Raw genomic sequence first — 23,328 nt, forward strand, 5'->3', positions numbered from 1 at the left:
CCCCTCGCCCTGCCCGCGGTGCCGCCCTCCCCCTCGTCCCGCGAAGATGTCGCTGTGTGACGAACTTCACGGCCGCCTCGGTGATGGTCGTGCTAACCTGGCCTCACATGTTCCGGGGACGGTGAAATTCCGTACCGGCGGTCAGAGTCCGCGACCCGCTCGCATTCGTGCAGGCGGTTGATTCGGTGAAATTCCGAAACCGACAGTCAGAGTCTGGATGGGAGGAGCATGGCGGCCTCGGCCGCTGTGTTTCGGTGCATTCGACCGCACCGTCGCACGCAACCGAGACGCCCTGATGGTTGCACCCGCAATATCCTCCCTCCCGGCGAAGGCTCGGGAGGTTTTTTCATGGGCGCACAGCTCAGTGACGCAGCGGAGTTCACCGAACTCGAATCCGCGGCGATGACCGCCGCCCTCAACGCCGCCCGCGAAGGATTTCGCGGAGCGAACCCGCTGGTGGGTGCGGCAATCCTGACCGCCGACGGGCAGATCGTGACCGGTCACCACGGAGGTGCGGGAACACCCCACGCCGAGGTGGACGCCATCACCACTGCCCACGACCTCCACATCGATCTCACCACCTCGACGCTGTTCGTCACGCTCGAACCCTGCGCCCACCACGGCCGAACCGGCCCCTGCACCGAGGCGATCATCGCCGCCGAAATCCCCTCCGTCGTCTTCGCCTCCCCGGACCCGAACCCGCTGGCCGCAGGCGGTGGGGACACCCTCGCCGAGGCGGGACTCACGGTCCGCTCGGGACTGCACGGGCAGGACTCCCGCGCACTCAACGCCCGCTGGGTCCGGTCCACGGCCGAGGCGCGCCCGTTCGTCACGGTGAAGATCGCGCAGAGCCTCGACGGTGTCGTCGCCGCGGCCGACGGCACCAGTCAATGGATCACCTCTGAGCAGTCGCGGACGCATGCCCATGAGATCCGATCCCGGGTGGACGCCATCCTCGTCGGCACCGGTACGGCGCTGGCCGACGACCCGCGCCTCAACGCCCGGGGCCGTGACGGAATCGCCCTGGACGATCAGCCCCGGCCCGTCGTGATGGGCACCTCCGATCTGCCGGTGACGTCATTCCTCGCCCTCAACCCGAACACTCTTCATCTGCGCACCCACGACGTCGGGGACGCTGTGGACCAGCTGCACGCGGCAGGAGTCCGGCACCTTCTCGTCGAAGGTGGGCCAACCGTGCTGGGCGCGTTCTTGGCCGCCGGAATCGTCGACGAAGTCTTCTGCTATCAGGCCCCGATGCTCATCGGCCCCGGGCGCAGCAGTGTCGAAGGTCTGGACATCCGCACCCTCGGGGACGCGCTGCGGCTGGTGCCCGACGACGCGGAGACGCCGGCGTTGTCGCAGCTCGGCCCGGACTTCCTGCTGCACTTCGTGACCGAGGATCTGGAACCAGACTGCTCCGAAGAGCCCGGCGGGTCCGCGCCGCCGGGGAACTGAAACTGCTCCGCTCACCGCAGTCCCCCAGCAACCACCGACCACCGCCTAAGCACTTTGGAGGCACATGTTCACCGGAATCATCGAAGGTCTCGGCACCGTCGAGTCCATCGAGCACACGAACGATTCGGCCGCGATCACCATCGATGCCGGCCAGCTCGTCGCCGACCTCGACCTCGGCGGCTCGCTGGCCGTGAACGGAGTCTGCCTGACTTCGACGCGGCGGCCGGCCGCACAACGGCCGGGGCTCTTCACCGCCGAGGTCATGGGCGAGACCCTGCGCCTGACCGGTCTCGGCACCTTGGCCACGGGTGACCGAGTCAACCTGGAGCGCTGCACTCCCGCCTCTGGGCGCTTCGACGGTCATGTCGTCCAGGGCCATGTCGACGGCCGCGGCGAACTCCTCGACCGCATCGACCGCCCCGACTGGTCGACCCTGCGCATCGGGATCCCGAGCGAACTCGCCCCGCTGACCGCGGTCAAAGGCTCGATCGCCCTCAATGGGGTGTCCCTGACCCTGACGGCCGTGTCCGAACCGAGCGATTCCTCGGCGTGGGTGGAGGTCGGGCTCATTCCGGCCACCCTGACACACACGACCTTCGGCGAATTGCCGGTCGGAGCGGCCGTGAACATCGAGGTCGATGTGCTCGCGAAGTACACCGCCCGCCTGCTGTCCTTCCGCACCTCCGACCGCAACGTCGCTGCCGCCAGCGACGCGGTCCCCACCGACTCGAGCCCCACCTCGGCGGGGTCATCCTTTCCGAACAGCACCCAGCAAGGAGTCGATCATGACTGATCCCATCGCTCACGCCAGCCGCCTCGATCCCATCGACGCAGCCATCTCCGCCTTCGCCGCGGGCCGGCCCATCCTCGTCGTCGATGACGAGGACCGGGAGAACGAGGGCGACCTCATCATGGCCGCCGAATTCGCCGATGCCGCGACGATGGGCTTCTTCGTCCGGCACACTTCGGGCGTCATCTGCGCACCCATGACCGCCGACCGCGCCGCCGCCATGCACCTGCCGCCGATGGTCACCGACAACGAAGACCCGAAGGGCACCGCGTACACCGTCAGCTGCGACGCAGTGGGAGGGACCACCGGAATCAGCGCCGCCGAACGCGCTCAGACCGGTCGTGTGCTCGCCGCCGCCGACCCGGACCCGGCGGCGATATCGCGGCCCGGTCACGTGTTCCCGCTCATCGCGAAGGACGGCGGAGTCCGCGAACGCCCCGGCCACACCGAGGCGGGAGTGGAGTTCGCGCGCTTGGCCGGTGCACAGCCGGTGGCGATGATCGGCGAGGTGGTCTACGACGACGGATCGATGATGCGCTTCGACGCGGTCCGGGACTTCGCTGACGCTCAGGGGCTGGTCATGGTCTCGATCGAGCAGCTCATCGAGTACTTGGAAGAGCGGGATGCGGGTGCGTCGTCCGAGACCGTGACTTCGGCCGCGTCGCCAACCGTGGATGATTCCGCCACCGAGGCGGCCGCGTCGGTGATCGCCGACCGCGCACCGGACGAGGCCGCCTCGTTCGAGGCGACGGTGGAAGTTGCCCTCCCATCAGAGCACGGCAGCCTGCGCGCCCGCGCGTTCACGATCAACGGGCATGACCACCTCGGCGTATTCGGGGGATCCCCGGATTCCGAGACCGACGGTCCCGCACCTCTCGTGCGACTGCATTCGGAATGCCTGACCGGGGACGTCTTCGGTTCGCACCGGTGTGACTGCGGTGAGCAGCTCGACCTGGCGCTCGACCTCATCGCCGAACACGGCGGAGCGGTGCTCTACCTGACCGGGCACGAAGGGCGGGGAATCGGACTGAGCAACAAGCTGCGCGCCTACGCACTGCAGGACCAGGGGCGAGACACCGTCGATGCGAACAGAGACCTGGGATTCACCGACGACGCCCGCGACTACCGGGCCGCAGCGACGATTCTGCGCGAGATCGGGCTGACACGGATCCGCCTGCTCACGAACAATCCGGCGAAGACCTCCGCCCTCGAGGCGCTGGGCATCACGGTCGAAGCGGTGGTTCCGCTCGAGGTCGCGGCCCGGCCGGAGAACACGCACTACCTGGCCACGAAGCGCGAACGCATGCACCATGTGCTCTCGCTGCCGGAGGTCACAGGCACGTCCGGCACGGGCGCGAGCACCGCCGGAGCCGTCGCCAGCTGAGATTGCGGCTGCAACGTCGCCCGCTGAACTCACAGCGCTGCCGGCTCGGCCCACGGGGGCGGCAGCACAGCATTCCTACCACGTACCATTTCGGCTCTGCGGAGCCCCGAACAAAGGATCTACCCATGGCTCATTCCGGAGCACCAGAACTCGCCGTCGATGCCGCTGACCTGCGCGTCGCCGTCGTCGCCGCCTCCTGGCACACCCAGATCATGGACGGCCTCGTCGACGGAGCCCAGCGCGCCGCCGCCGAGGCCGGAGCCGACGCCACCCTCGTCCGCGTGCCCGGCAGCTTCGAGCTGCCCGTCGCCGCCGCCCGCTTGGCACCGCACTTCGACGCGATCGTCGCTCTCGGCGTCGTCGTCCGCGGCGGCACCCCGCACTTCGACTACGTCTGCCAAGCGGCCACCGACGGTCTGAGCCGTGTGGCCATCGACTCCGGCAAGCCCGTGGGCTTCGGCGTGCTCACCTGCGACACCGAACAGCAGGGCATCGACCGGGCCGGACTAGAAGGCTCACAGGAGGACAAGGGGCATGAGGCGATGACCGCCGCCCTCGTCACCGCCCAGGCCCTGGCGCCTTATGGGCAGAGCTGAGCGGGACGAGCGGCTGGCCCCGGGCCGACGTCAGAAGAGCTGGCGGAGGTTCGTCCGGGCGAGGTCGATGAGTTCGTCGCCCTTGCCCGAGAGCACCGTGCGGATGGCGTAGAGGGCGAAGCCCTTGGCCTGCTCGACGGTGATCGACGGCGGCATCGACAGCTCCTGGCGCTCGGTGACCACGTCGAGCACCGCAGCACCCGGGTAGGCGAGGAACTCACGCACCACCTTCGGCAGGTCCTTGGACTTCTCGACGCGGAACCCCTTGATCCCGACCGCCTCGGCGATGGTGGAGAAGTCGGGGTTGTCGAGGTCCGTGCCGAACGTGACGAAGCCTGCCGCCTTCATCTCGAGTTCGACGAAGTTGAGCGAGGAGTTGTTGTATACGACCGTCTTGACCGGCAGTTTGTTCTGCGTGAGCGTGATGAGCTCACCGAGCAGCATGGCCAGTCCGCCGTCGCCGGCGAGCGCAATGGTCTGCCGGTCCTCGAACGCCGACTGTACGCCGACGCTCTGGGGCAGGGCGTTGGCCATCGACCCGTGGCTGAAGGATCCGATGAGGCGGCGCTTTCCGTTCATGCTCAGGTAGCGGGCCGCCCACACCACTGGTGATCCGACGTCGGGGATGAAGACCGCGTCGTCATCGGCCATCTCGTCGATGAGGCGGGTCAGATACTGCGGGTGGATCGTCCGCTTCGACGGTGTGGCCAGTTCGTCGAGGTCCTTGCGGGTCTTCTGATAATGCTTGGTCAAGGACTTCAGATGAGTGCTGCTGCGGTTGGATCTGATCTTCGGCAGCAGCGCCTCGACGGTGTCGGCGACCGTTCCGACGAGCGGAATGTCGACCTTCGTGCGCCTACCGATCTGTGAACCGCGCACATCGACTTGGATGACGGTGGCATCCTCTGGGTAGAACTGCTGGTAGGGCAGGTCGGTGCCGAGCATGAGGAGGGTGTCGCAGTCCTTGAGCGCCGCGTAGCCGGAGGAGAATCCGAGCAGACCGGTCATCCCCACGTCATAGGGATTGTCGTATTCGACGAACTCCTTGCCCCGCAGCGAATGGACGATCGGGGCCTGGAGCTTCTCGGCGATGGCGAGCAGCTCATCATGGGCGCCCGCGGTACCGGCACCGGCGAGGATCGTCGTCTTCTTTCCCTTGTTGAGCGCCTTGGCCGCGGCTTCGACCTGGGAATCCGCGGGAATCATATGCGACGGGTAGGCCCTGACCTCCTCGGCGGCGGCATCGATGTCTGTCAGTCCGATGTCACCGGGGATGACGAGGACGGCGACTCCGCGCTTCTCGATCGCCTCGCGCATGGCGATGCGCAGCAGGCGGGGCATCTGTTCGGCCGAGGACACGTTCTCGACGTAGACGCTGCAATCGCGGAACAGCTCGGTCGGGTGGGTCTCCTGGAAGTAGTTCGAGCCGATCTCGTCACTGGGAATCTGGGCGGCGATGGCCAGAACGGGAACCCGCGAGCGCTGCGCGTCGAAGAGCCCGTTGATGAGGTGGAGATTGCCGGGGCCGCAGCTGCCGGCGCAGACCGCGAGCTCACCGGTCAGGGCGGCCTCGCCGCTGGCTGCGAAGGACGCGGCTTCTTCGTGGCGGACATGCACCCACTCGAGCTGCGGGTTCACGCGGAGCGCATCGGTGAATCCGTTGAGCGAATCTCCCGGAATGCCGTAGACCCGCTGGACTCCGCTGGCGACAAGGGTATCGACGATGTTTCTGGCGACGGTGGGCATTGACTTCCTTCCGTTGAAACATGGGCGCCGGGGCGCTGACGCGGATCCCGGCAGGGGCTGCCCCGATGCGGGGCCTTGACCGCGCCTTCAGTCTAGCCCCGCACACCTGCACCGAGGCTGTCCGATTCCTCACCCTCGTCTGCGGGAATAGGTGGGAGCATCCTCACCGAGGTGGTGCGCCGGAACAGCAGCGGAACCGCCGAGGCACGTCTGCAACTGCACTTGATCGGCCCTGAAGAACATGACAAGCGATTTTCCGTATCTCCGCGACGTGTAAAGAATTCGTCGTCTTCTTTACACGTTCGGCCGATGTGGCAACTGGCTTGTCAGATCTGAGCGCGCATTCACGTCCGTGCCGAGAGCAGCGTCGCCAGAGTGAGCAGCCCCGCCATGGCCACCGCCATCATCGGGTACCCGCCGAGCACCCCGGCCAATGCCGGACCCGCCACCGGAGCCAGTGCCGTGCCCGCGGTGATCGGGGCGACGAAGACACCGTTGATGGCCCCGAAGTTCTTCGTCCCCCACCGGTCGGAGACTGCGGTGGCCTGCAGCAGCGTCATGCATCCGCGCACTCCACCGGTGACCATGGCGATGCCGATGAGCAGCCAGACCGGTCCCGGGACGAAGGCGAGCAGCCACAGCCCCACCGCGCCGGCGGCGAAGAGGATGACCGTGCGTGCTCGTGTCGAGGAGTGTCGTTCGAGGCTCGGGTAGCCGAATCGTCCGGCCACTTGTCCGAAGCCGACGAGTCCGAGTGCGATGGCGGCCAGACTGTATCCGGCCCCGCGTTCGATGATGAGCGGGATGATGTTGATCGTCACGGCGAAGAGGGCGAACGTGGCGATCGCGACGGCGACCTGAAGGGTGATGAAGCGCGGGTGACGGGTGACCTGGCGCAGTTCGGCCCGGCTCGGTTTCACCGTGGACGCGGCCTCCTCGTCGGTCCATATCCGATTGAGGAAGAACAGGTGCATCGGCAGTGCGAGGACCGCGAGCAGCCCGGCGAGGACGCCATAGGTTCCCCGCCAGCCGAGTGCCTCGATGAGCCAGGCGATGACCGGGGCGAACACGGTCGAGGCGAGTCCGCCGACGAGCGTGATCGTCGTCAGCGGCTTCGTCCGCTCCGACCCGTACCAGCGGGTGATGACGGCGAAGGCCGGCGGGTAGAGGGTCGCGGCCTGGGCGAAGCCGGCAAGGATCCAGGCGGCGAAGAAGACGAAGAGGTTCGGTGCGACCGCGACGAGCCCAAGGGCCACGACGCCGATGAGCGTGCCCGTGCCCATGATCAGCCGCGGTCCGTGGTCGTCGAGCATCCGCCCGACCGCCGGCCCCACCAGCGCAGAGACTATGAGTCCGACCGTCAGCGCGGCCGTGACCGTCGTGTGGCTCCACCCCATGTCCGCCGAGATCGGCGTGACCGCCACCGGCAGCGAATAGTAGAGCAGACCCCAGCAGACCAGTTCGGCCAGGCACAGTGCAGCCAGTCCCCCGCGCGGCCTATCGGTGATCATCAGGTCCTTCGCCGAGGTGGCCCGACGACCCGGTATCACCGTCGTCATCATCCCGGCGACGTTCTTCCTCGCCGAGGTGGCCCGCCGTCATATCGTCGACCGCGATCTGCAGACGGCTCAGCGCCGTCTCCCAAGGGATCCGCTCCTGTTCGAGACGGACGTCGCCTTCAGCACGGATGCGGTCGAGAGTGCGCGTTTCGGAGCCGGTGAGATCGGCGAAGGTACCCGTGCTCGGCTTCGGTTCGGGCACCCACAGGTCTTTGTGCGCGAGCAGCGTCACTTCGTCCATGAGCACGGATTCGACCCTGGGAAGGTGGCTGCGCAGGCGGTTGAGGATTGCGAAACCGTGTGAGTCGAGATCGCCCCAGTAGATGATGCGGGCGCCGGCGATCCAGCCGAGGCGAGCCACTTGGTCGACGGCGTAGCCGGATCCGTGGACGGCCACGGCCGATGGCCAGCTCGGCATGGCGAGCACCGATTCGAGGTTCTCGAAGACGAAGACAAACTTCGGGGACAGCGGCAGCCCGCCCAGCTGGGAGATCGGTGCGGTGATGTCGGCGAGCCCGTCGGAGGAGACGTTGGTCGGTGCGGGGACGGCCACGGTACCTGAGACCGCGATGGCGCTTGGACCTGCGGCAGGGAACAGCGCCGGGTCAAGGATGCGCAGGCGCAGTCGCGGTTCGGCATCGAGGACGCTCACCGCATCGGCGTGCCCGATTCCGGCGAGCAGTGCGGTGACGAGGCTGCGGTGGGTTTCGAACCATTTTGAGTCGACTCCGCGAATCGGCAGCTGCCGGGGTCGCAGCGAACCGAGCCGGTGGCCGCGCAGCCAATCGACGACGGCGATGACGGTATCGAACTCCGCGTCGCTGAGCCCGAGTATCCGCTTGGCCTGTGACCGGACGGCAGCGGCAAGAGGGTCGCCGGTAGAATCCCCTTCTGGTCCCGCGTCGCCGACCGAAACCTCAACTCTGCCCTCGAACTGGTGCCGGATCGCGGCGGCGCGGTCGCGCAGTCTCCGCCACTCGCGGGCAGTGTCGCCGCCGACGAAGGCGGCCACCTCGTCGGGTGTAGTCAAGCGCAGTCGGATGGGAACGCGTTGACGGCCGATGCGCGCCCAGTTGCGCTCTTCCCAATCGATCTCGAGTCCCGGAAACGCACCTGAATCTGCATGAGACTTCGGCTTCGGGGAAACCGCCCCAGTCCCCTCCCCGACAATCTTCGACTCAACGGCCCGCCAACTCGCGGCCCAGTCGGCGGCGGCACCCTGATCGGCCAGAACCTGCTTCTCCGTCGGCGCTTTCAGCGCGATCTCGAGTCGCACCTGACCGACTGACTCCGCCGCCCACGCAGCCATCGACGAGGTCAGGCGACCCCGCACCTTCGCTCGGGCCTCGGCGACGGAGAGCATGGTCATCGGCCCTCAGGCTCCTCGAATTCGAGTTCGACGGACGAGTCGGCCTCATCCGCATCACCGTCCGCGCTATCGGCGCTGTCACCTTCCGCGCCGGCCCCGTCGGAACTGTCCCCGCGCTCCGATTCGTCCCACACCATCGTCGAGGTCAGGGTCTTCTGCCGGCTCGGGTTCTCGATCGACGTCGCCGCACCCACATAGGGTTCGATCGTCTGCAGCAGCTTCTGCGGAGTTGCGAGCACCATGTGGAAGCCGAACTCGATGAAGATGTCGAGCGCCATCCGCGTGTACCGCGTATCGGCCTTGTCGAAGGCTTCGTCGAGGATGATCGTGCCGTACTTCGAGATCGCTTCGTCCGGGTCGGCCAGCTGATAGCGCAGGGCCGCGGCCAGGCAGAAGATCACGAGCTTCTGCTGCTGCCCGCCGGACATCGCCGCGCCCGAATCGTAGGTCGCATGCGCACGCCCATGGTCGTCGATCTCCTCGGCGAGGAAGCTCACATGCAGACGCGTGTCCAGGCACTGGGTCTTCCAGACCTTGTCGACGTGCTCGCTGGAGGCGAATCGGCGCATCACCTCGGCCAGGGTGTCGTACTTCTTCTCCGCGGTCTCCATATCGTCCTCGCCCCAGCTGCCGGCGGCGACGAAACGCAGATCGGCGATGAAGGCGTTGACGGTCTCCGACCGGCGGGTCTTGACCTTCAGCCGCAGGTACCGGTCCTCGTCGAACTGCGAGCGCAGCAGCGAGGAGTTGATCGGCGCGACCCGGTCCTCGATCTCGCGCGGGGCCGCGTGGATCTCGTTGAGCAGCTCACCGATGAGGTCTCGCGACCGCTGTTGGAGCAGCTCCCGGAACCGGTTCTCGTGATCGGGCAGACCGTGAGCCTCGATCTCATCGAGCATCGCCAGATACGCCCGACGATCGTCTACCTCAGCAGTGAGCTGGGACGACACCGATGGCCATGCGGCCTTGAACTCGGCGGCCAACCGGGTCACGGACTGACCGGCACGGCTCGCCTCGGCCTGCGCCCGGTCCTTCTCTTCCTGCAGCACCTGCGAGACCTGCTGGCCCACCTCGGCGAGGTTCTCCCGCTTGATGCTGCGTTGGATCTTCCGGAACCGCGCATCCAATTCCTCGCCGAGGTGGCCCTCCACCTCGGCGACGCGACCGGCGTTGACGTCATCCTCGATCCGGGTGATGTTCGAGCGCAGCCCCGTCGATTCCTCGTTCGCCCGACGCAAGGCATAGTCGGCCTCGGACCGGGCGGTCTCGGCCGAGTCCTTGACCGCCTTCGCCTCACGTTCGGCACCGATCGCCTGCTGCAGATCGCCGTCGGCGTCTTCGAGTTCGGACAGCTGACGTTCCAGTGACGCAACCTTCTCGGCAGCACCGTCGCGGTCGACGTCGCGCCAGGACTGTTCGCGGATGCCGGCGAGGATGCCGCGACGGCGGTGGGCCTGTGCGGTCTCGGCGTCGGCGGCAGCAACGATCCGCTCGGCCTCCGTGAGCTCCTTCTGCGCTTCCTTGAGGGATTCGACGAGCGCTTCGAGTTTGGCTTCCCGGTCGCCGAGGACCCATTGGCTGCGGTCGTCGATGGCGCGCCGGTCGTCTTTTTCGTACCGCGTGCGTGAGGTCTTGACCTGGCCTTTGACGGTGACGGCGCGCGGGTGGTCGTCGAGTTCGTCAGGATGGTCGACGCAGGCGAAGTCGAAGCGTTCGGACAGCGTGGACCGGACCCAGTCGCCGAACCCCGTGTCGGAGACGTGGACTTTGTTGACCAGTGACTTCTCGCTGCCGACGGGGCGTGGGCTCGGCACCTGGTGCGGGATCTCCTCGAAGACGAGGCGCCCGCGGATGCGGTGGGCGTCGACCCAGGTGCGCACCGCCGAAAGATTCTCCGAGCGGACGAGGACGGTCAGTGCGATCGGACGCAGCACGCGTTCGATGGCTCCGGTCCACCGGGCCTCGGCCGGGTCGACTTCGATGAGTTCGGCGGCGAACGGCAGAGCCTTCTCGCTCAGACCGGTGCCGGCGGCGAGTTCGGCTCTGATCGCCATGAGGTTGTTCGGCACGGTCGAACCGGACCGGCGCAGAGATTCGATTTCGCCCTCGAGGTCACGGACGCGAGCACGCGCCTGCGAGAACCGGTCGTGGTCGGCATGACTGGGTCCGGCGACCTGGGTGTCGTCGTCGAGGCTGGATGCGATCTGGGCCTGGAGTTCGGCGAATTCCGCGGCCGTGGTCGGGGCGTGCTCGATCCCGGCCTGCTCGAGCTGTCGGGCCAGCCCCGACCAGCGTTCGGCGATGGCACGGCGTTCGGTCTCGGCGGTGTCGATGCGCTGCTGCAGGTGTTCGGCCTCGGAGCCGCCGAGCTCAAGAGTCGCCCGCCTGGCCAAGTCGTATTCGTCGACGGCGGCGGCGTAGTCGCGCCCCGCCCGATCGGCGGTGACTTCGAGTTCGACGATCTGCCGCGTCAGCGCTGACAGGTCGGAGCGGAGGATATCGAGCTCGCGCCGCTTCTGAAACGGCAGCAGGGCTTCGCTGAGCGCAATCGACTTCGCGGCAACGTCATTGGCGGTCTCGAAGCGGGAAGCGGCTTCACGCAGCTGGAGCAGATGGTCACGCTGTTTGCGCAGCTGAACGACATGGTCATGAGCGTCCTTGAGGTCACCGAACTGGGCGACCGCGGTCTCGGCGAGGTCGAAGGTCACCGGGGTCTCGAGCATGTGGTCGCGGAAGAGCCGGTCGAGGCTGTCGAGACTCTTCGCCGACTGCGTCTTGTGCAGCAGCTGGAGGGCGGATTCGTCGGCCATGCCGAAGGTCTTGCGCATCCGCGCATAGAACTTCCCGTGGTGGCCGTTCGAGGTGACGACAGCATCAGGATGGTCGGCCTTGAGTTTGCGGGTCTCGAGCCCGGACCGGGCATAGTGCTGAAGATCGGCGAGGTCGAGGTCCGTGCGCTCGAGAACGCAGGCGTCGGAGAGATCCGTCGCCTTCGTGCCCGAGCCCTTGATGAAGAAGAGCCGCGCCAGGGACAGTGGGCGGTCGGTGCCGTTGTCGTAGCGGAGGATGATGCCCGACCAGGTGGCGCGGGGTCGCAGGTATTTGCTGACGACCCTGTCCTCCTCGGTGTCGGCGGTCCGGGTCCAGGCACCGCGGACGTAGCTGACGAGGCTGCGCTGGTCGAGCCTGGCACCGGCGGTCTGGGCGGCGACGTTGAAGCGCAGCCACTTGTCCGGGGTGAGGACGGCTGCGATGCCGTCGAGGAGGGACGACTTGCCCGAGCCGGAGGGCCCGGTGATGAGGTGGCCCTTGTGGGAGACGGGGATGCGGTGGATATCCGCATCGAAGGTGCCCCAGTTCGCGATCTGGATCTCGCTCAGCCGCCACTGGCTGCCGACATCGGGACGATTCGCCCCGCGGGCGCGCGCCTGATCAGCGACGAAGGCCGCGTCGAGCGGGAAGAGTGCTTCGGTCACGCGTCGTCCTCCTGTGTGTCAGCCTCCGCGCCGGCGCCGGAATCGCCCACAGCACCATCGCCGGCATCGGCGTCGCCTTCACCAGCATCACCGAGACCCTCACCGGCATCGGTCTCACCTGCGGCGATGCGTTCGTAGACGGCGATGAGTTCACGCACTCGGTCCTCGTCGATGAGGAACTTCACCATCGGTGAGATCTCGAACCGATCCTCGCCGGCCTTGTGCAGCACGCGCAGCCGGTTGCTCATCCGCGACCACGCGCCGTTGAGGTTGCGCTGGAACGTCGATTCGTCGCCGGTGCGGTAGATCGCGAGCCTCTCGTAGACCTCCTCACGGTCGACGATGACACGCTTCTCACCGGGTGCGGCGAGCAGCAGCTGCCGCAGCACCAGCAGCATCGCAGTGTCGAGGAAGGTCAGCCGTTCGCTGCGCACCGCGGCCGGGGCATCGATCTCGTCGGTGACGATCTTGCGGGTGAACGCGAACTCGTCGACACGGTCGATGACGAGGTCGAGGAACAGGTCGTGCAGGCGTGAGCGCACGAGCCCTTCGTCGGCCACGAGCGCCGTCCACAGCTGCGGGCTCTGCACCCCGGAGACATAAGGTCCCTTGAGCAGTTCGAGCAGCACTCGCCGGGTCCGCTCCCCCAGGGTCCCGGTGTCACCGGACCACAGTCCGGACGGGTTGTGGTCGACACCGTCCCCGAAATCGGCGGATTCCCTCGCCGAGGCGGCCCCCACCTCGGCGAGTGCCCTGCCGTCACCGGCCGGTGAGGTCGGGTGGGCACCGGTCCGGGCGGTCGCCTCGGCGGTGGGTTCGGTGTGGTCGGTGGGGCTCATAGGGTGATGCCTTCGGTGAAGTAGTGGCGTCGGATCGTGGCGGTGCGGGCGATGCCGTCGACGCCGGACCAGGTGAGGATTTCGCGGTTGCCGACGTCGACGTGACCGTAGGTGCTGGCCAGGGACAGCAGCCCGACGACGCTGGCCAGGCCTTGGGTGGCGGGGAAGGTCTCGAGCACTTCAGCGACGGAGGCCTCGTGGGAACTCGTGACGACGGAGTTGATGTTCTCGGTCAGCTCAGCGAAGTCGATTTCGGACTCGCGGGCGACGGCGATGAGTTCGGCGAAGTCGATCTCGGATTCGGCGGCCTCGCCGAGTTCGTCACCGGCGTTGAACTCCTCGGGGTCATGGAGGATGACTTCGCCGACGCTGCCCAGGGACACGCTCGAGAGTTCGAGGTCGATGCCGATCTCGTCGTAGGGTTTGAGTTCCTGAGACACCGGTGCTGCCGCGGCCAGGCCCTCTTGGAGGAGGGTGCGCATGACGCGGTCGCGTTGGAATTCGTGGGAGTGGACGTAGCGGCGCAGGCCCCGGGCGAATTCGGTGAGGATGTCCGAGACCTCGTGGGAGCCGTCCTTCATCTGCCGCATCAGGGTGCGCAGGGACCGGCGGGTGGCCAGCGACAGGGTGGCGGAGAAGTCGCGGTCGAGGATGGCGGCGATGTCGTCGTCGAAGGCCGCGGACTGTTCGGGGTCGCGCACGAGCGCGGAGAAGGCTGCGAAGGTGCGGCCCTCATCGGAGGATTCGATGAGGTCGACGCCGCGGAAGACCTCGTCGAGGACCTGGGACTGGGAGTCCTCGGCGGCGAGGATCGAGATCCGCAGTTCCTGGTTGAGCTCTTCGAAGCGGGCGCGCACGCGAGCGAAGTCGGCCGGCAGCCCCTGGGCCTGCTGGAGGATGTCGGAGACGCGTTCGTTCGCCCGCCTGCGGTCGAGGACGACTGAGCGCGGATCGCCGCGGCGGACCCGTGCGATCTCGGCGTCGATGCGGTCGCGTTCGGCGCGCAGGGCGGCCAGTCGGCGGGAGCTGTCCGGGTCGGTGTCGATGGCCAGCTGGTGCACGGACTGGGCGAGGCTGACCAGCCGGGATTCGGTGGCGGTCTGCGGTGGGGTGCGCAGCTGTTCGAGCATGCGGATGGCGTCGAAGCCGGCGGCGGAGAGTTCGTAGGTCTCGCCTCTGGCCGAGGTGGCGGGACGGCGGACGAGGATCTCGGCGCGCCGCCAGTCATCGCAGTAGGCCTTCGCGGTGCGCAGCGAGAGGTCGAAATGGTCGCGCAGCTCTTCGAGGTCGGCGTCGATGCTCTCGTGCAGGTCCTCGGTGTTCATCCGGGTTCCCGGGCGGCCCAGGTGGGTGTCGAGGGTTCCGGCCATGACGGCGAGGTTGTCGGCCCGGAGCATGCGCAGGGTGGCATTCGACTCGAGCAGGCGCCGGTAGGCGAGCGCGGATGACAGGGCGGACATACGCACTATTCTCTGCGCCCGGGCGGGTGTGCGCCAATTCCGCGTTCAACGCCAGCGCATGCGCAGCACTGAGGTCAGCCCCCAGGGATCGCCTCCACGCACGGCCACGAGGACACCGGCTCCATCGGGATTGCGGGTGTAGACGGGATCGCCTCCTCCGATCCATGTGTCCCAGGCTGCGGCGAAGACCATCGCACGGTCCTTCTTCGTCCCCAGCACAGTAGGCACACCCACCCAGATCGGTGCGTCTTCCTGGGCGGCGGCGATCCCCCACCGCATTCGGGTCCACCAACCGCACAGCCCGTGAACGTGGCTCGGCAGTCGCCAGCACGGCAGCAGATACCGCGGATCGCCGATCGGTGACACCGCTTCGTCGAGGGCGAGGGCGAAGACCTCCGCCGAGGCGGGATCCGCATCGAGGTGGCACCGCAGGTCACCGTGTGAGTCGATCGCCATCCGGACGGCGTCGGCACCGGCGCTGCTCAGTTCGAGGGTGTGAAGCGCCTCGGCGAGGGCACCGGCGATCTGTGCAACGGTCGGGGCGGCACCGTAGACGTGTTGTCTGCGGCCGCCGGCCACGGCGAGAAGCACCGGCAGACTCACCAGCAGACCGGCGGCGATGAGGCCGAAGACCCAGGCTGCGGCTCCGCCGCTCAGCATTGCCGCCGTGAGTATGAGGAGTCCCACCGCTGCCCACACGATGACGACCGGAGCGCGCACAGTGAAGGGAAGGATCGCGCCGGGGTCGCCGTCGGCGTGCCGCGGCATCGGGATGATGCCCTCGCCTTCGGCACCATCGGTGCTGTCGGAGGCCGTCCCGGTGCGAGCGCCCTCGGGCACGGCACGGTCGGTGCCGGCGGCGACGATGCGCACGGATCGCAGCTCTTCGTCTCGATAGTCGGCGCCGACATTCCACCGTTCGGCCACCTCGGCGCGGGATTGGGACCTGCGGGTCATGCGCGCATTGATGGCGTCGATATCGTCCTCGGGCGGGTGGAACGGTGAGAATGCGGGATCGATATGGGCGACGCCGTCGACGATCTCACCGCTTGAGTCAGTGCCGAAGAAGCCGTCGTGTTTGCGGACGAGGCGGCTCCAATCCTGGCCTCCGCGCGGGTGGTCCGGGCTGATGCACACGACGGTCCAGTTCAATGCGACCTTGTCCGCCCACTTCGGGTCCTCGCGCAGCGCCCGGCCGCGGGTCTGCGTCACAGCGGTCGGGGTGGTCGCGCTGGTGAGGTCGATGAGTCCGGTCACGGCCGGCGCGTCCCATCCCTCCCCGAGAAGCGCCCGGGTGCCGATGAGCACCTGCGCCGACCCGGAGATGAAGAACGAGGTCACGTACGGCACCCAGTCACGGCTCGTCCAGCGCCCGTCGACGCGGCTGATCCCGGCGACGGGATCGGTGACGCTCAGTCGGGCGGCCAGATCCGCATCGTCGACGGCGATGTGGTCGATCAGCGCGCGCAGGACACCCGGTTCTCCCGCGACGGTGCGCCCGGAGACGAGCAGCGGGTGCAGACGTGCCGTCTGGGCGTCGGCGGCCAAGGTCTCCAAGGTCAGGAGTGCGGATCCGGACCGTTCGTCGAGGACGTCGCGGACGTCGGCGGCCAAGGTCGCGGTCGCGGACTCGAAATCGCAGAGGACGAGCATCCGCAGGTGATCTCCCAGAGTTGCGGCTTCGGCGGAGACGATGTCGACGCAGGCGCTCGGCTTCGACGCCGAGTGGGACAGGACCCGATCGGTCGGGGATCGGCCGGCGATGATTCCATGGCGGCTCCAGCGGTGGCCGATCGCGGGCAGTCGGCGTCGGATCTCCTCGGCGAGGTCCTGGTCAGATGGGGCATCGGAGACGAGCAGGTGGTGGCGCATCCAGTCTTCGACGAGTCGGGCCCAATCGTCGGGATCGGGGTCTCGGCGGTGCTGTTCGCCGGGTCGGGCTCCGGGCGGCAGGCGAAGCAGATCGGCGTGGTGGAGGCGCAGCGCCGCATCACAGAGCTCGGGGCGCTGCCGGCTCATGGTCTGCCAGCTCACCGATTCGGCACGGTCGCCGAGGAAACGTCGGTCCACCCATTCGAGCAGACCGATCGTTCCCTGGTCAGGGTCGAGGATGCCGGTGATGAACTCGGAGTGCCGTTCTGCCTGCGCTGCGAGCCAGTCCTGTTCCTGTCGAGTGGGTTCGGTCACCCAGACGAGGTCCGCGAAGGGGACGAGGTCGCCTTCTTTGACGAGTGCGGGGATGGACGCGGAGTAGCGGATGGCGGAAAAGAGGTCGGTGACGAGTTCACGCTGTCTGTTCGACATCGTCGCCGGTGGGGTGGCGGTGAGTCCGAGCACCCAGATGTCGGGCAGCAATGCGAGCAGGTCTGACAGCAGGCGCCCCCAGACTTCGAGCAGGTGGTGGCATTCGTCGAGGATGAGCAGCATCGGACCGGCTGCGACGAGGTTGTCGACGAGGGCCCGACCGCCGGGGGCCAGGGAGTCGAGCAGGCTGTGCTGGCTCCCGGCAGCACGGTCGTCCTCCGGTTCCCGATCCGCGTCGAAGACGGCCAGGGACTGATAGGTCAGGGCGGTGAAGGTCTCGGTGAGATCACGTGTATGTCCGGCAGGAGGACGACCCCCGCCGAGGCGGTCCCATACCTTGGCCCACTGACCTTGGATCGCCGTATTCGGGGCGAAGGCCACGACGCGTTCGACGAGGTTCCGGTCGAGCAGATGAGTCGCGTACTCGATCCCGACACGGGTCTTTCCAGCGCCCGGCGGCAGAACGATCCACGACCGGCGCTCGTCGACATCCGTCCCCTCACGCAGGGTCGCGAGTGCTTCTCCCTGGTGACGACGCAGTGATGGCCGGGTCGCCGTCGTCTCCCGCACGTTCTCAGCCATCGCCGCGCCCACCGAAGGTGTCCGGGTCAACGGGTCGATCTTTTTTCGGCATCTTCGCCACGACAAGACAGTAGGACTCGAGAACGAGGTCGTGGAGAAGGTCCGGGTCCAGCCGGTCACGGTCGCGGTGACTCACATCGTCATCAGCACCATGTTCACCGTCGGGCACGGTGTGGATCGCTGCCCCTGTGACGGTGACCCAGTGCTTCTTGTTCATGTGATAGCCGGGAGAGATCTCCGCATAGGCGTCACGCAGCACCTCACCGTCGAGGGGGTCGATCTTGAGATTGAGGCTCGGGGTCCCGCGCAGCTCGAAGGCCATCATGAACATCTTCCCGCGCACCTTGTAGACGGCATTGTCCGGACCGAACGGGTGGTCGATCTCAACCGAAGGGTACTGCATGGCCTGCTCATCGGCCAGAAGGAGCACTGTATCGGGTTCCATGCGTGGAGGTTAGCAAACGGCACTGACTCGAGACCTGACGATAGACTCGAATCATGCCTGAGACCTCTTCGCAGACCGCTCCTCACCTGCTGCTCGCCGCGCTCGGCGGCACCATCGCCTCGACTGCCGATGCTTCCGGCGGGGTGGCTCCCGCACTCAGCGGTGCAGAGATCGCTGCAGCCGCCGGTCTCGATCGGGTGTGGCCGAATCTCCAGGCCGATTTCACGCAGGTCGCTCAGGTCTCGAGCGCGAACGTCACCCTAGGGATGCTCTTCGACGTCGTCGCACTCGCCCGCACGAGCGCGGCAGACGGAATCGTGCTCACGCAGGGCACCGACACCCTCGAGGAGTCGGCCTTCGGGCTCTGGCTGCTCAATGATTCGGGCACCCACATCGCCGTCACCGGGGCCATGCGCAATCCGACCCTGCCCGGTGCCGATGGGCCCGCGAATGTCAGGTCCGCCGCACTCACTGCGCTGTCCGTCAAGGTCAGCGACCTGCCCGCGACTTTCGTGTTCAATGACGAGGTGCACGATCCGAGGTTCGTCACGAAGTCGCACACGACCTCGACGGCAGCGTTCTCTTCGGGGCCCGTCCTCGGTGCGATCGGCTGGCTGAGCGAGGACGATCTCCACCTTCCGCACGCGCCCCAGACACCGACATCGCCCTTCGCGGGACTGCCCCGTCCCGATCAGCTGGCGAAGGTCGCCCTCGCCGAGGTGGGGATGGGTGAGCCGGCAGAGACCCTCGATCTCATCGCAGGATCCGGATTCGACGGCGCAGTGCTCTCCGGAGTCGGCGGCGGACACGTCCCCGAGGACCTCCTGCCCGCGGTGACCCGCCTGGCAGATGCCATGCCGGTGGTCCTCGCCTCCCGCACGGGTTCAGGTGTGAGCCTGCACCGGACCTACGGCTATCCCGGTGGAGAGATCGGCCTGCTCAAGGCCGGACTCATCCCCGCAGGCATCCTCGATGCCCGCAAGGCCCGCATCGTGCTCACCCTGGCGCTGAGCTTCGGCCTGACCCCCGCCGAGGTGTTCGCCCGCTTCGCGTAGGCCACACCTGCTCGACCCGCTTCGCCCGGGTCCGGCCTCCGACGCAGTTCCGGCTCACACCGGCCGAGTGGATCCCCGCACCACGAGCTCGGGTGTGAACCGACGATCGTGATGAGCGTCTGAGGCCGATGCGTTCTCCTGCAGAAGCGTTTCCACCGCGGTGCGCCCGAGCAGGGCGGCCGGCTGGCGGACCGATGTCATCGGCACGATCGTTGAGAACGCATAGTCGATATCGTCATAGCCGAGGATCGCGATGTCATCGGGAATGCTCAGATCGCTGAACATGATGACCGCCTGCATGAACCCGACTGCCAGCAGGTCATTGGCGCAGAAGACTGCATCGGGCCGCTGGTCGGCAGGCAGACCGACGACCTTCTCACCTGCATCGCGTCCGGCCAGGATCGTCAGTTCCGGGGTGCTGTGAACCGGCAGCTCAAGCCCTGCCTCGAGCGCTCTCTCTGTGGCACCGGCCAGTCGATCTGCCACCTGCGGCAGTGACTGCGGTCCCCCGATGAAAGCCGGCCGCCTGCATCCTCCGGCAATGATGTGATCGAGCGCCATCCGTCCGCCGGCGATATTGTCCACCGTCACCGAGGACAGAGCGTAGCCGTTCGAGTCACGGTCGACGAGCATGACAGGAGTGCCCCGGGCCGCAATCGATTCGAGCCGCGACAGGTCGGAGCCGGTCGGGGTCACGAGCAGTCCGTTGACTCGCTGTTCGGCGAAGAGGTCGAGGTATTTCCCCTCTCGCTGCTCATCTGTCCCCGAGTCCCCGATGAGCAGAGCCAAGCCGGCTTCATCACAGGCCTGCCGAGCACCGTGCGCGACGGAGGCGAAGAACGGGTTCGAGGTGTCGAGCACAACGAGACCGAGACTGCTGCTGTGCCCCGAACGCAGCTGCCGGGCGGCGGCATTGCGAACAAAGCCGAGTTCCTCGATGGCGGCGTTGACCTTGGCCGCCGTCGCCTCGGCGACCTTCGAGGATCCGTTGACAACATGCGACACGGTGCCGACCGAGACTCCGGCGCGGTCGGCGACCTCGCGCATACTCACCTTCGCCATGAGTCTCCTCTGCGATCAGTAGTCCGAACCCTCCGACGCCGCGGCCGGGGGCATGTCTCATTGTGCCTGACGCGAATCGTTTTGGTCCGTCCCTCCGCGCTTGACCGTCGCCGCTGCTCGGCACCGTCTTGATGTGACCCTGATGACATGCTAATGTTCCCAGCAACATGATTGAAACGTTTCAATCAGATGTCGGCATCGCGGAGTCGCGACCCCGATCAACCCCCGGAGGAACCTATGCAGGGCACAACGACGTCGTCCAAATGGAAGGCCACGGTCGCCGTGGCCATGTCGAACTACATCGAGGCCGGTTCGATCATCGCGATCGCCACGAGCATCGGCCTGTGGCAGACCGAATTCGGCCTCGACAGCATGGCCGTCGGTCTGCTCAGCGCCTTGAGCGCCAACGCCTTCGGCGCCGCGATCGGCGCAGCTATAGGCGGTCCGCTCTGCGACCGCTACGGTCGCAAGTTCATCTACACCTATGACCTTCTGCTGTACATGTTCGGCACGCTGTTCGCAGTCTTCGCGTTCAACTTCGCCTCGCTGCTCATCGGTTTCGTCCTCACCGGCATCGCCGTCGGCGCCGGTGTCACCGCCGCGTGGACCTATATCGCCGAGGAGGCCCCCGACGGCCGTCGCGCCGGCCATGTCGGCGTGGCTCAGTTGGCGTGGTCGATCGGACCGATGATCGGCTTCCTCCTGGCGGCTCTGCTCGAGCCCATGGGTCTGCTCGGCTCTCGGATCATCTTCGCCCACCTCTTCGTCATCGCCTTCATCACGTGGTGGGTCCGCCGCGGACTGAGCGAATCGCGACGCTGGAAGGAAAAGCACGCGAATCCGAACACCGTGGGCACCTACCGCGGCATCTTCGAGATGTTCACCAAGAAGAAGAACATCACCGCGCTCCTCTTCCTCATCGGCGTCTACGGACTCTGGAACACCGTGGCCGGGCAGGCCGGAATCTTCCAGCCCCGCATCTACGAAGCCACCGGACTCACCGACGCCCGCTCCCAGTACCTCCTGCAGGTCCTCGTCTGGGGTCTGACCAGCGCAGCGACCTTCTTCGGCTTCATGCGCTACGGCGATCGGGTCTCGCGCAGGTGGCTCTACGGCTTCGGCGCCGGTCTCGGAATCATCGCTTGGGCCGTGCTCATCTGGGGACCGGCCGGTTGGTTCTCGCTGCTGGTCTTCGCCATCGGCTGGGGCATCTCGTCCGGCCTGGGCGCTCAGGCCTTCTACGGACTGTGGGCTGCCGAGCTGTTCGCCACCCGCTATCGCGCATCTGCGCAGGGCTTCATGTTCATGATCGTGCGCGTCATGGTCGGCGTCCTCTCCCTGTGGTTCCCACTCATGCTCGAGAAGACCGGCATCCACGGGGTCGGATTCCTCATCGTCGGGCTCCTCGTCGCCGCACTGCTCATCGGCATGATCTGGGCCCCGAACACGCAGAACAAGACCCTCGAGGAGATCGAGATCGAACGCTACGGTCGACTCCTCGACGCCGATCACGCCACCGAGGTGGCCGCGGGCAATGTTCGCACCGACGGACCCGACACGGCGGGCTCCCCCGACTCCACCACGGTCAGGGAGTCCTGAGATGGAGCGTGTGTGCTTCCGCATGCAAGTCGATCCGGCCCGACTCGATGAGTACATCGCGGCCCACCGCGCTGTGTGGCCGCAGATGCTCGAGGCACTCGAAGCCACAGGTTGGCGCAACTACACGCTCTTCGCGGATCCGACAGGAATGGTCATCGGCTATCTCGAGACCGAGGACTACGAGGCCGCACAGAACGGCATGGACCTGACCGAGATCAACGCGGCCTGGCAGGAATCGATGTCACCGTTCTTTGTCGCTGGAGGCTCCTTCGACGCCGGCCCCGAACGGCTGCGGGAGGTCTTCCACCTCGAAGACCAGCTCGCCGCCGTCCGCGCGACCGACGGGCCTGGATGACTCCGACGCTCACCACAGCAGCACGCGACCATGTCTGACTCAGCACCACCGCAACAGTAAGGAACAGCCACTCTCATGAGCACTCAACCCAGCTTCGCCGACATCTCCGACCAACTCGCCGCACAGGAGATCGAACTGCCGTCCTGGGCATTCGGCAACTCCGGCACCCGATTCAAGGTCTTCGGCACCCCTGGCACGCCACGTGACCCGTTCGAGAAGATCGCCGATGCGGCGAAGGTCCACGAACTCACCGGGCTCGCTCCGCAGGTGGCACTGCACATTCCGTGGGACCTCTGCGATTTCGACGAGTTGGCTGCCCATGCTGCGGACCTCGGAGTGCGCCTGGGCACCGTCAACTCGAACACGTTCCAGGACGACGACTATAAGTTCGGTGCGCTGACCCATGAGGACGAGCGCATCCGCAACAAGGCCGTCGACGCCCATTTCCAATGCATCGACGTCATGGATCGCACGGGGTCGAGGGACCTCAAGATCTGGTTGGCCGAAGGGTCGAACTACCCAGGTCAGGCGGATATGCGCGGGCGCCAAGACCGACTCCACGACTCGCTGACCAGGATCTACGACCGCCTCGGCGAGGAACAGCGGATGGTGCTCGAATACAAGTTCTTCGAGCCCTCGTTCTACCACACGGACGTCCCCGACTGGGGCACGAGCTACGCCCAGGTCGCAGCCCTGGGCGACAAGGCGATGGTCTGCCTCGATACCGGACATCACGCGCCGGGAACGAACATCGAGTTCATCGTCATGCAGCTGCTGCGGCTGGGCAAGCTCGGTTCCTTCGACTTCAACTCCCGCTTCTACGCCGATGACGACCTCATGGTCGGCGCCGCCGATCCGTTCCAGCTCTTCCGCATCCTCCACGAGGTGATCCGCGGAGGCGGCTTCAACAGTCCGGATATCGCGTTCATGCTCGATCAGTGCCACAACGTGGAGAACAAGATCGAGGGTCAGATCCGCTCCGTGCTCAATGTCCAGGAGATGACTGCCCGCGCCCTCCTCATCGACACAGGCGCACTCACCGAAGCCCAGCGAACTGGGGACGTCATCACCGCCAATGACATCTTCATGGACGCGTTCTACACCGACGTGCGTCCGGATCTGGCTGAGTGGAGAGTCTCTCGCGGACTGCCCGCCGACCCCATCCGCGCTTTCCGCGAATCCGGCTACCAGGAGCAGATCGCCGCTGACCGTGTCGGCGGCACCCAAGCCGGCTGGGGCGCCTGATCCTGCA

17 protein-coding genes and 1 riboswitch are annotated in these 23,328 nt (G+C 66.8%); of the genes, 8 read left to right on the top strand and 9 right to left on the bottom strand.

The window, feature by feature from the left end; translation table 11 throughout:
* The first annotated feature begins 104 nt into the window (after positions 1-104).
* Positions 105-233: riboswitch (FMN riboswitch) on the top strand.
* Between the two features lie 115 nt (positions 234-348).
* From ribD to ribH, 4 genes are all read left to right on the top strand, one after another.
* Entirely contained in the window at positions 349-1,455 is a 1,107-nt protein-coding gene (gene ribD, locus EB835_RS15950) for a bifunctional diaminohydroxyphosphoribosylaminopyrimidine deaminase/5-amino-6-(5-phosphoribosylamino)uracil reductase RibD (protein ID WP_240688792.1), read from the top strand.
* 64 nt (positions 1,456-1,519) lie between these two features.
* The gene (locus tag EB835_RS15955) at positions 1,520-2,248 is read left to right on the top strand and encodes a riboflavin synthase (RefSeq protein ID WP_135810445.1); all 729 of its coding nucleotides are present in this window, start codon (positions 1,520-1,522) and stop codon (positions 2,246-2,248) included.
* Entirely contained in the window at positions 2,241-3,629 is a 1,389-nt protein-coding gene (ribB, locus tag EB835_RS15960) for a 3,4-dihydroxy-2-butanone-4-phosphate synthase (protein ID WP_135810446.1), read from the top strand. The genes EB835_RS15955 and ribB overlap by 8 nt, the downstream gene beginning before the upstream one ends.
* Before the next feature lie 125 nt (positions 3,630-3,754).
* Positions 3,755-4,225, top strand: a complete 471-nt coding sequence (gene ribH, locus EB835_RS15965; RefSeq protein ID WP_135810447.1) for a 6,7-dimethyl-8-ribityllumazine synthase — start codon at positions 3,755-3,757, stop codon at positions 4,223-4,225.
* Positions 4,226-4,255: 30 nt separating this feature from the next.
* On the opposite strand, the gene poxB is transcribed toward ribH, so the two are convergent.
* From poxB to EB835_RS16005, 8 genes are all read right to left on the bottom strand, one after another.
* Complete coding sequence (gene poxB, locus EB835_RS15970) at positions 4,256-5,971, bottom strand: ubiquinone-dependent pyruvate dehydrogenase (RefSeq protein ID WP_135810448.1); 1,716 nt, start codon at positions 5,969-5,971, stop codon at positions 4,256-4,258.
* Positions 5,972-6,315: 344 nt separating this feature from the next.
* Positions 6,316-7,482, bottom strand: coding sequence for an MFS transporter (locus EB835_RS15975; protein WP_240688793.1), 1,167 nt, complete (start codon positions 7,480-7,482; stop codon positions 6,316-6,318).
* Positions 7,469-8,899 carry a Wadjet anti-phage system protein JetD domain-containing protein gene (locus EB835_RS15980; RefSeq protein ID WP_135810449.1) on the bottom strand — a complete coding sequence of 477 codons (1,431 nt, stop codon included), beginning with the start codon at positions 8,897-8,899 and terminating at the stop codon, positions 7,469-7,471. Before EB835_RS15980 ends, EB835_RS15975 begins: the two co-directional genes overlap by 14 nt.
* Entirely contained in the window at positions 8,896-12,375 is a 3,480-nt protein-coding gene (locus EB835_RS15985; RefSeq protein ID WP_135810450.1) for an ATP-binding protein, read from the bottom strand. The genes EB835_RS15980 and EB835_RS15985 overlap by 4 nt, the downstream gene beginning before the upstream one ends.
* A complete protein-coding gene (locus tag EB835_RS15990) occupies positions 12,372-13,214 on the bottom strand; it encodes a DUF4194 domain-containing protein (protein ID WP_346763158.1) in 843 nt (280 codons plus the stop codon). Before EB835_RS15990 ends, EB835_RS15985 begins: the two co-directional genes overlap by 4 nt.
* Positions 13,211-14,674 (bottom strand): DUF3375 domain-containing protein, encoded by a 1,464-nt coding sequence (locus EB835_RS15995; protein ID WP_135810451.1) that lies wholly within the window; start codon positions 14,672-14,674, stop codon positions 13,211-13,213. The genes EB835_RS15990 and EB835_RS15995 overlap by 4 nt, the downstream gene beginning before the upstream one ends.
* Before the next feature lie 45 nt (positions 14,675-14,719).
* Positions 14,720-17,560, bottom strand: a complete 2,841-nt coding sequence (locus EB835_RS16000; RefSeq protein WP_135810452.1) for a DEAD/DEAH box helicase family protein — start codon at positions 17,558-17,560, stop codon at positions 14,720-14,722.
* A complete protein-coding gene (locus EB835_RS16005; RefSeq protein WP_135810453.1) occupies positions 17,553-18,005 on the bottom strand; it encodes an MmcQ/YjbR family DNA-binding protein in 453 nt (150 codons plus the stop codon). Before EB835_RS16005 ends, EB835_RS16000 begins: the two co-directional genes overlap by 8 nt.
* A gap of 53 nt (positions 18,006-18,058) precedes the next feature.
* Here EB835_RS16005 and EB835_RS16010 point away from each other — a divergent pair, with 53 nt between their 5' ends.
* Positions 18,059-19,060: an asparaginase gene (locus tag EB835_RS16010; RefSeq protein WP_135810454.1), complete on the top strand. Its 1,002-nt coding sequence runs from the start codon at positions 18,059-18,061 to the stop codon at positions 19,058-19,060.
* A 54-nt stretch (positions 19,061-19,114) separates the two neighbouring features.
* Here EB835_RS16010 and EB835_RS16015 read toward each other — a convergent pair whose 3' ends face one another.
* Positions 19,115-20,122, bottom strand: coding sequence for a LacI family DNA-binding transcriptional regulator (locus EB835_RS16015; RefSeq protein WP_135810455.1), 1,008 nt, complete (start codon positions 20,120-20,122; stop codon positions 19,115-19,117).
* 237 nt (positions 20,123-20,359) lie between these two features.
* On the opposite strand from EB835_RS16015, the gene EB835_RS16020 reads away from it, so the two are divergent.
* The 3 genes from EB835_RS16020 (at position 20,360) to rhaI (ending at position 23,321) form a co-directional block, all read left to right on the top strand.
* Positions 20,360-21,721, top strand: coding sequence for an MFS transporter (locus EB835_RS16020; protein WP_205749961.1), 1,362 nt, complete (start codon positions 20,360-20,362; stop codon positions 21,719-21,721).
* Position 21,722: 1 nt separating this feature from the next.
* Positions 21,723-22,076 carry an L-rhamnose mutarotase gene (locus tag EB835_RS16025; protein ID WP_135810456.1) on the top strand — a complete coding sequence of 118 codons (354 nt, stop codon included), beginning with the start codon at positions 21,723-21,725 and terminating at the stop codon, positions 22,074-22,076.
* A gap of 75 nt (positions 22,077-22,151) precedes the next feature.
* Positions 22,152-23,321: an L-rhamnose isomerase gene (rhaI, locus tag EB835_RS16030; RefSeq protein ID WP_135810457.1), complete on the top strand. Its 1,170-nt coding sequence runs from the start codon at positions 22,152-22,154 to the stop codon at positions 23,319-23,321.
* The last annotated feature ends 7 nt before the right edge of the window (positions 23,322-23,328 follow it).

The organism is Brevibacterium sp. S22, assembly GCF_004745485.1.
Classification (GTDB): domain Bacteria; phylum Actinomycetota; class Actinomycetes; order Actinomycetales; family Brevibacteriaceae; genus Brevibacterium.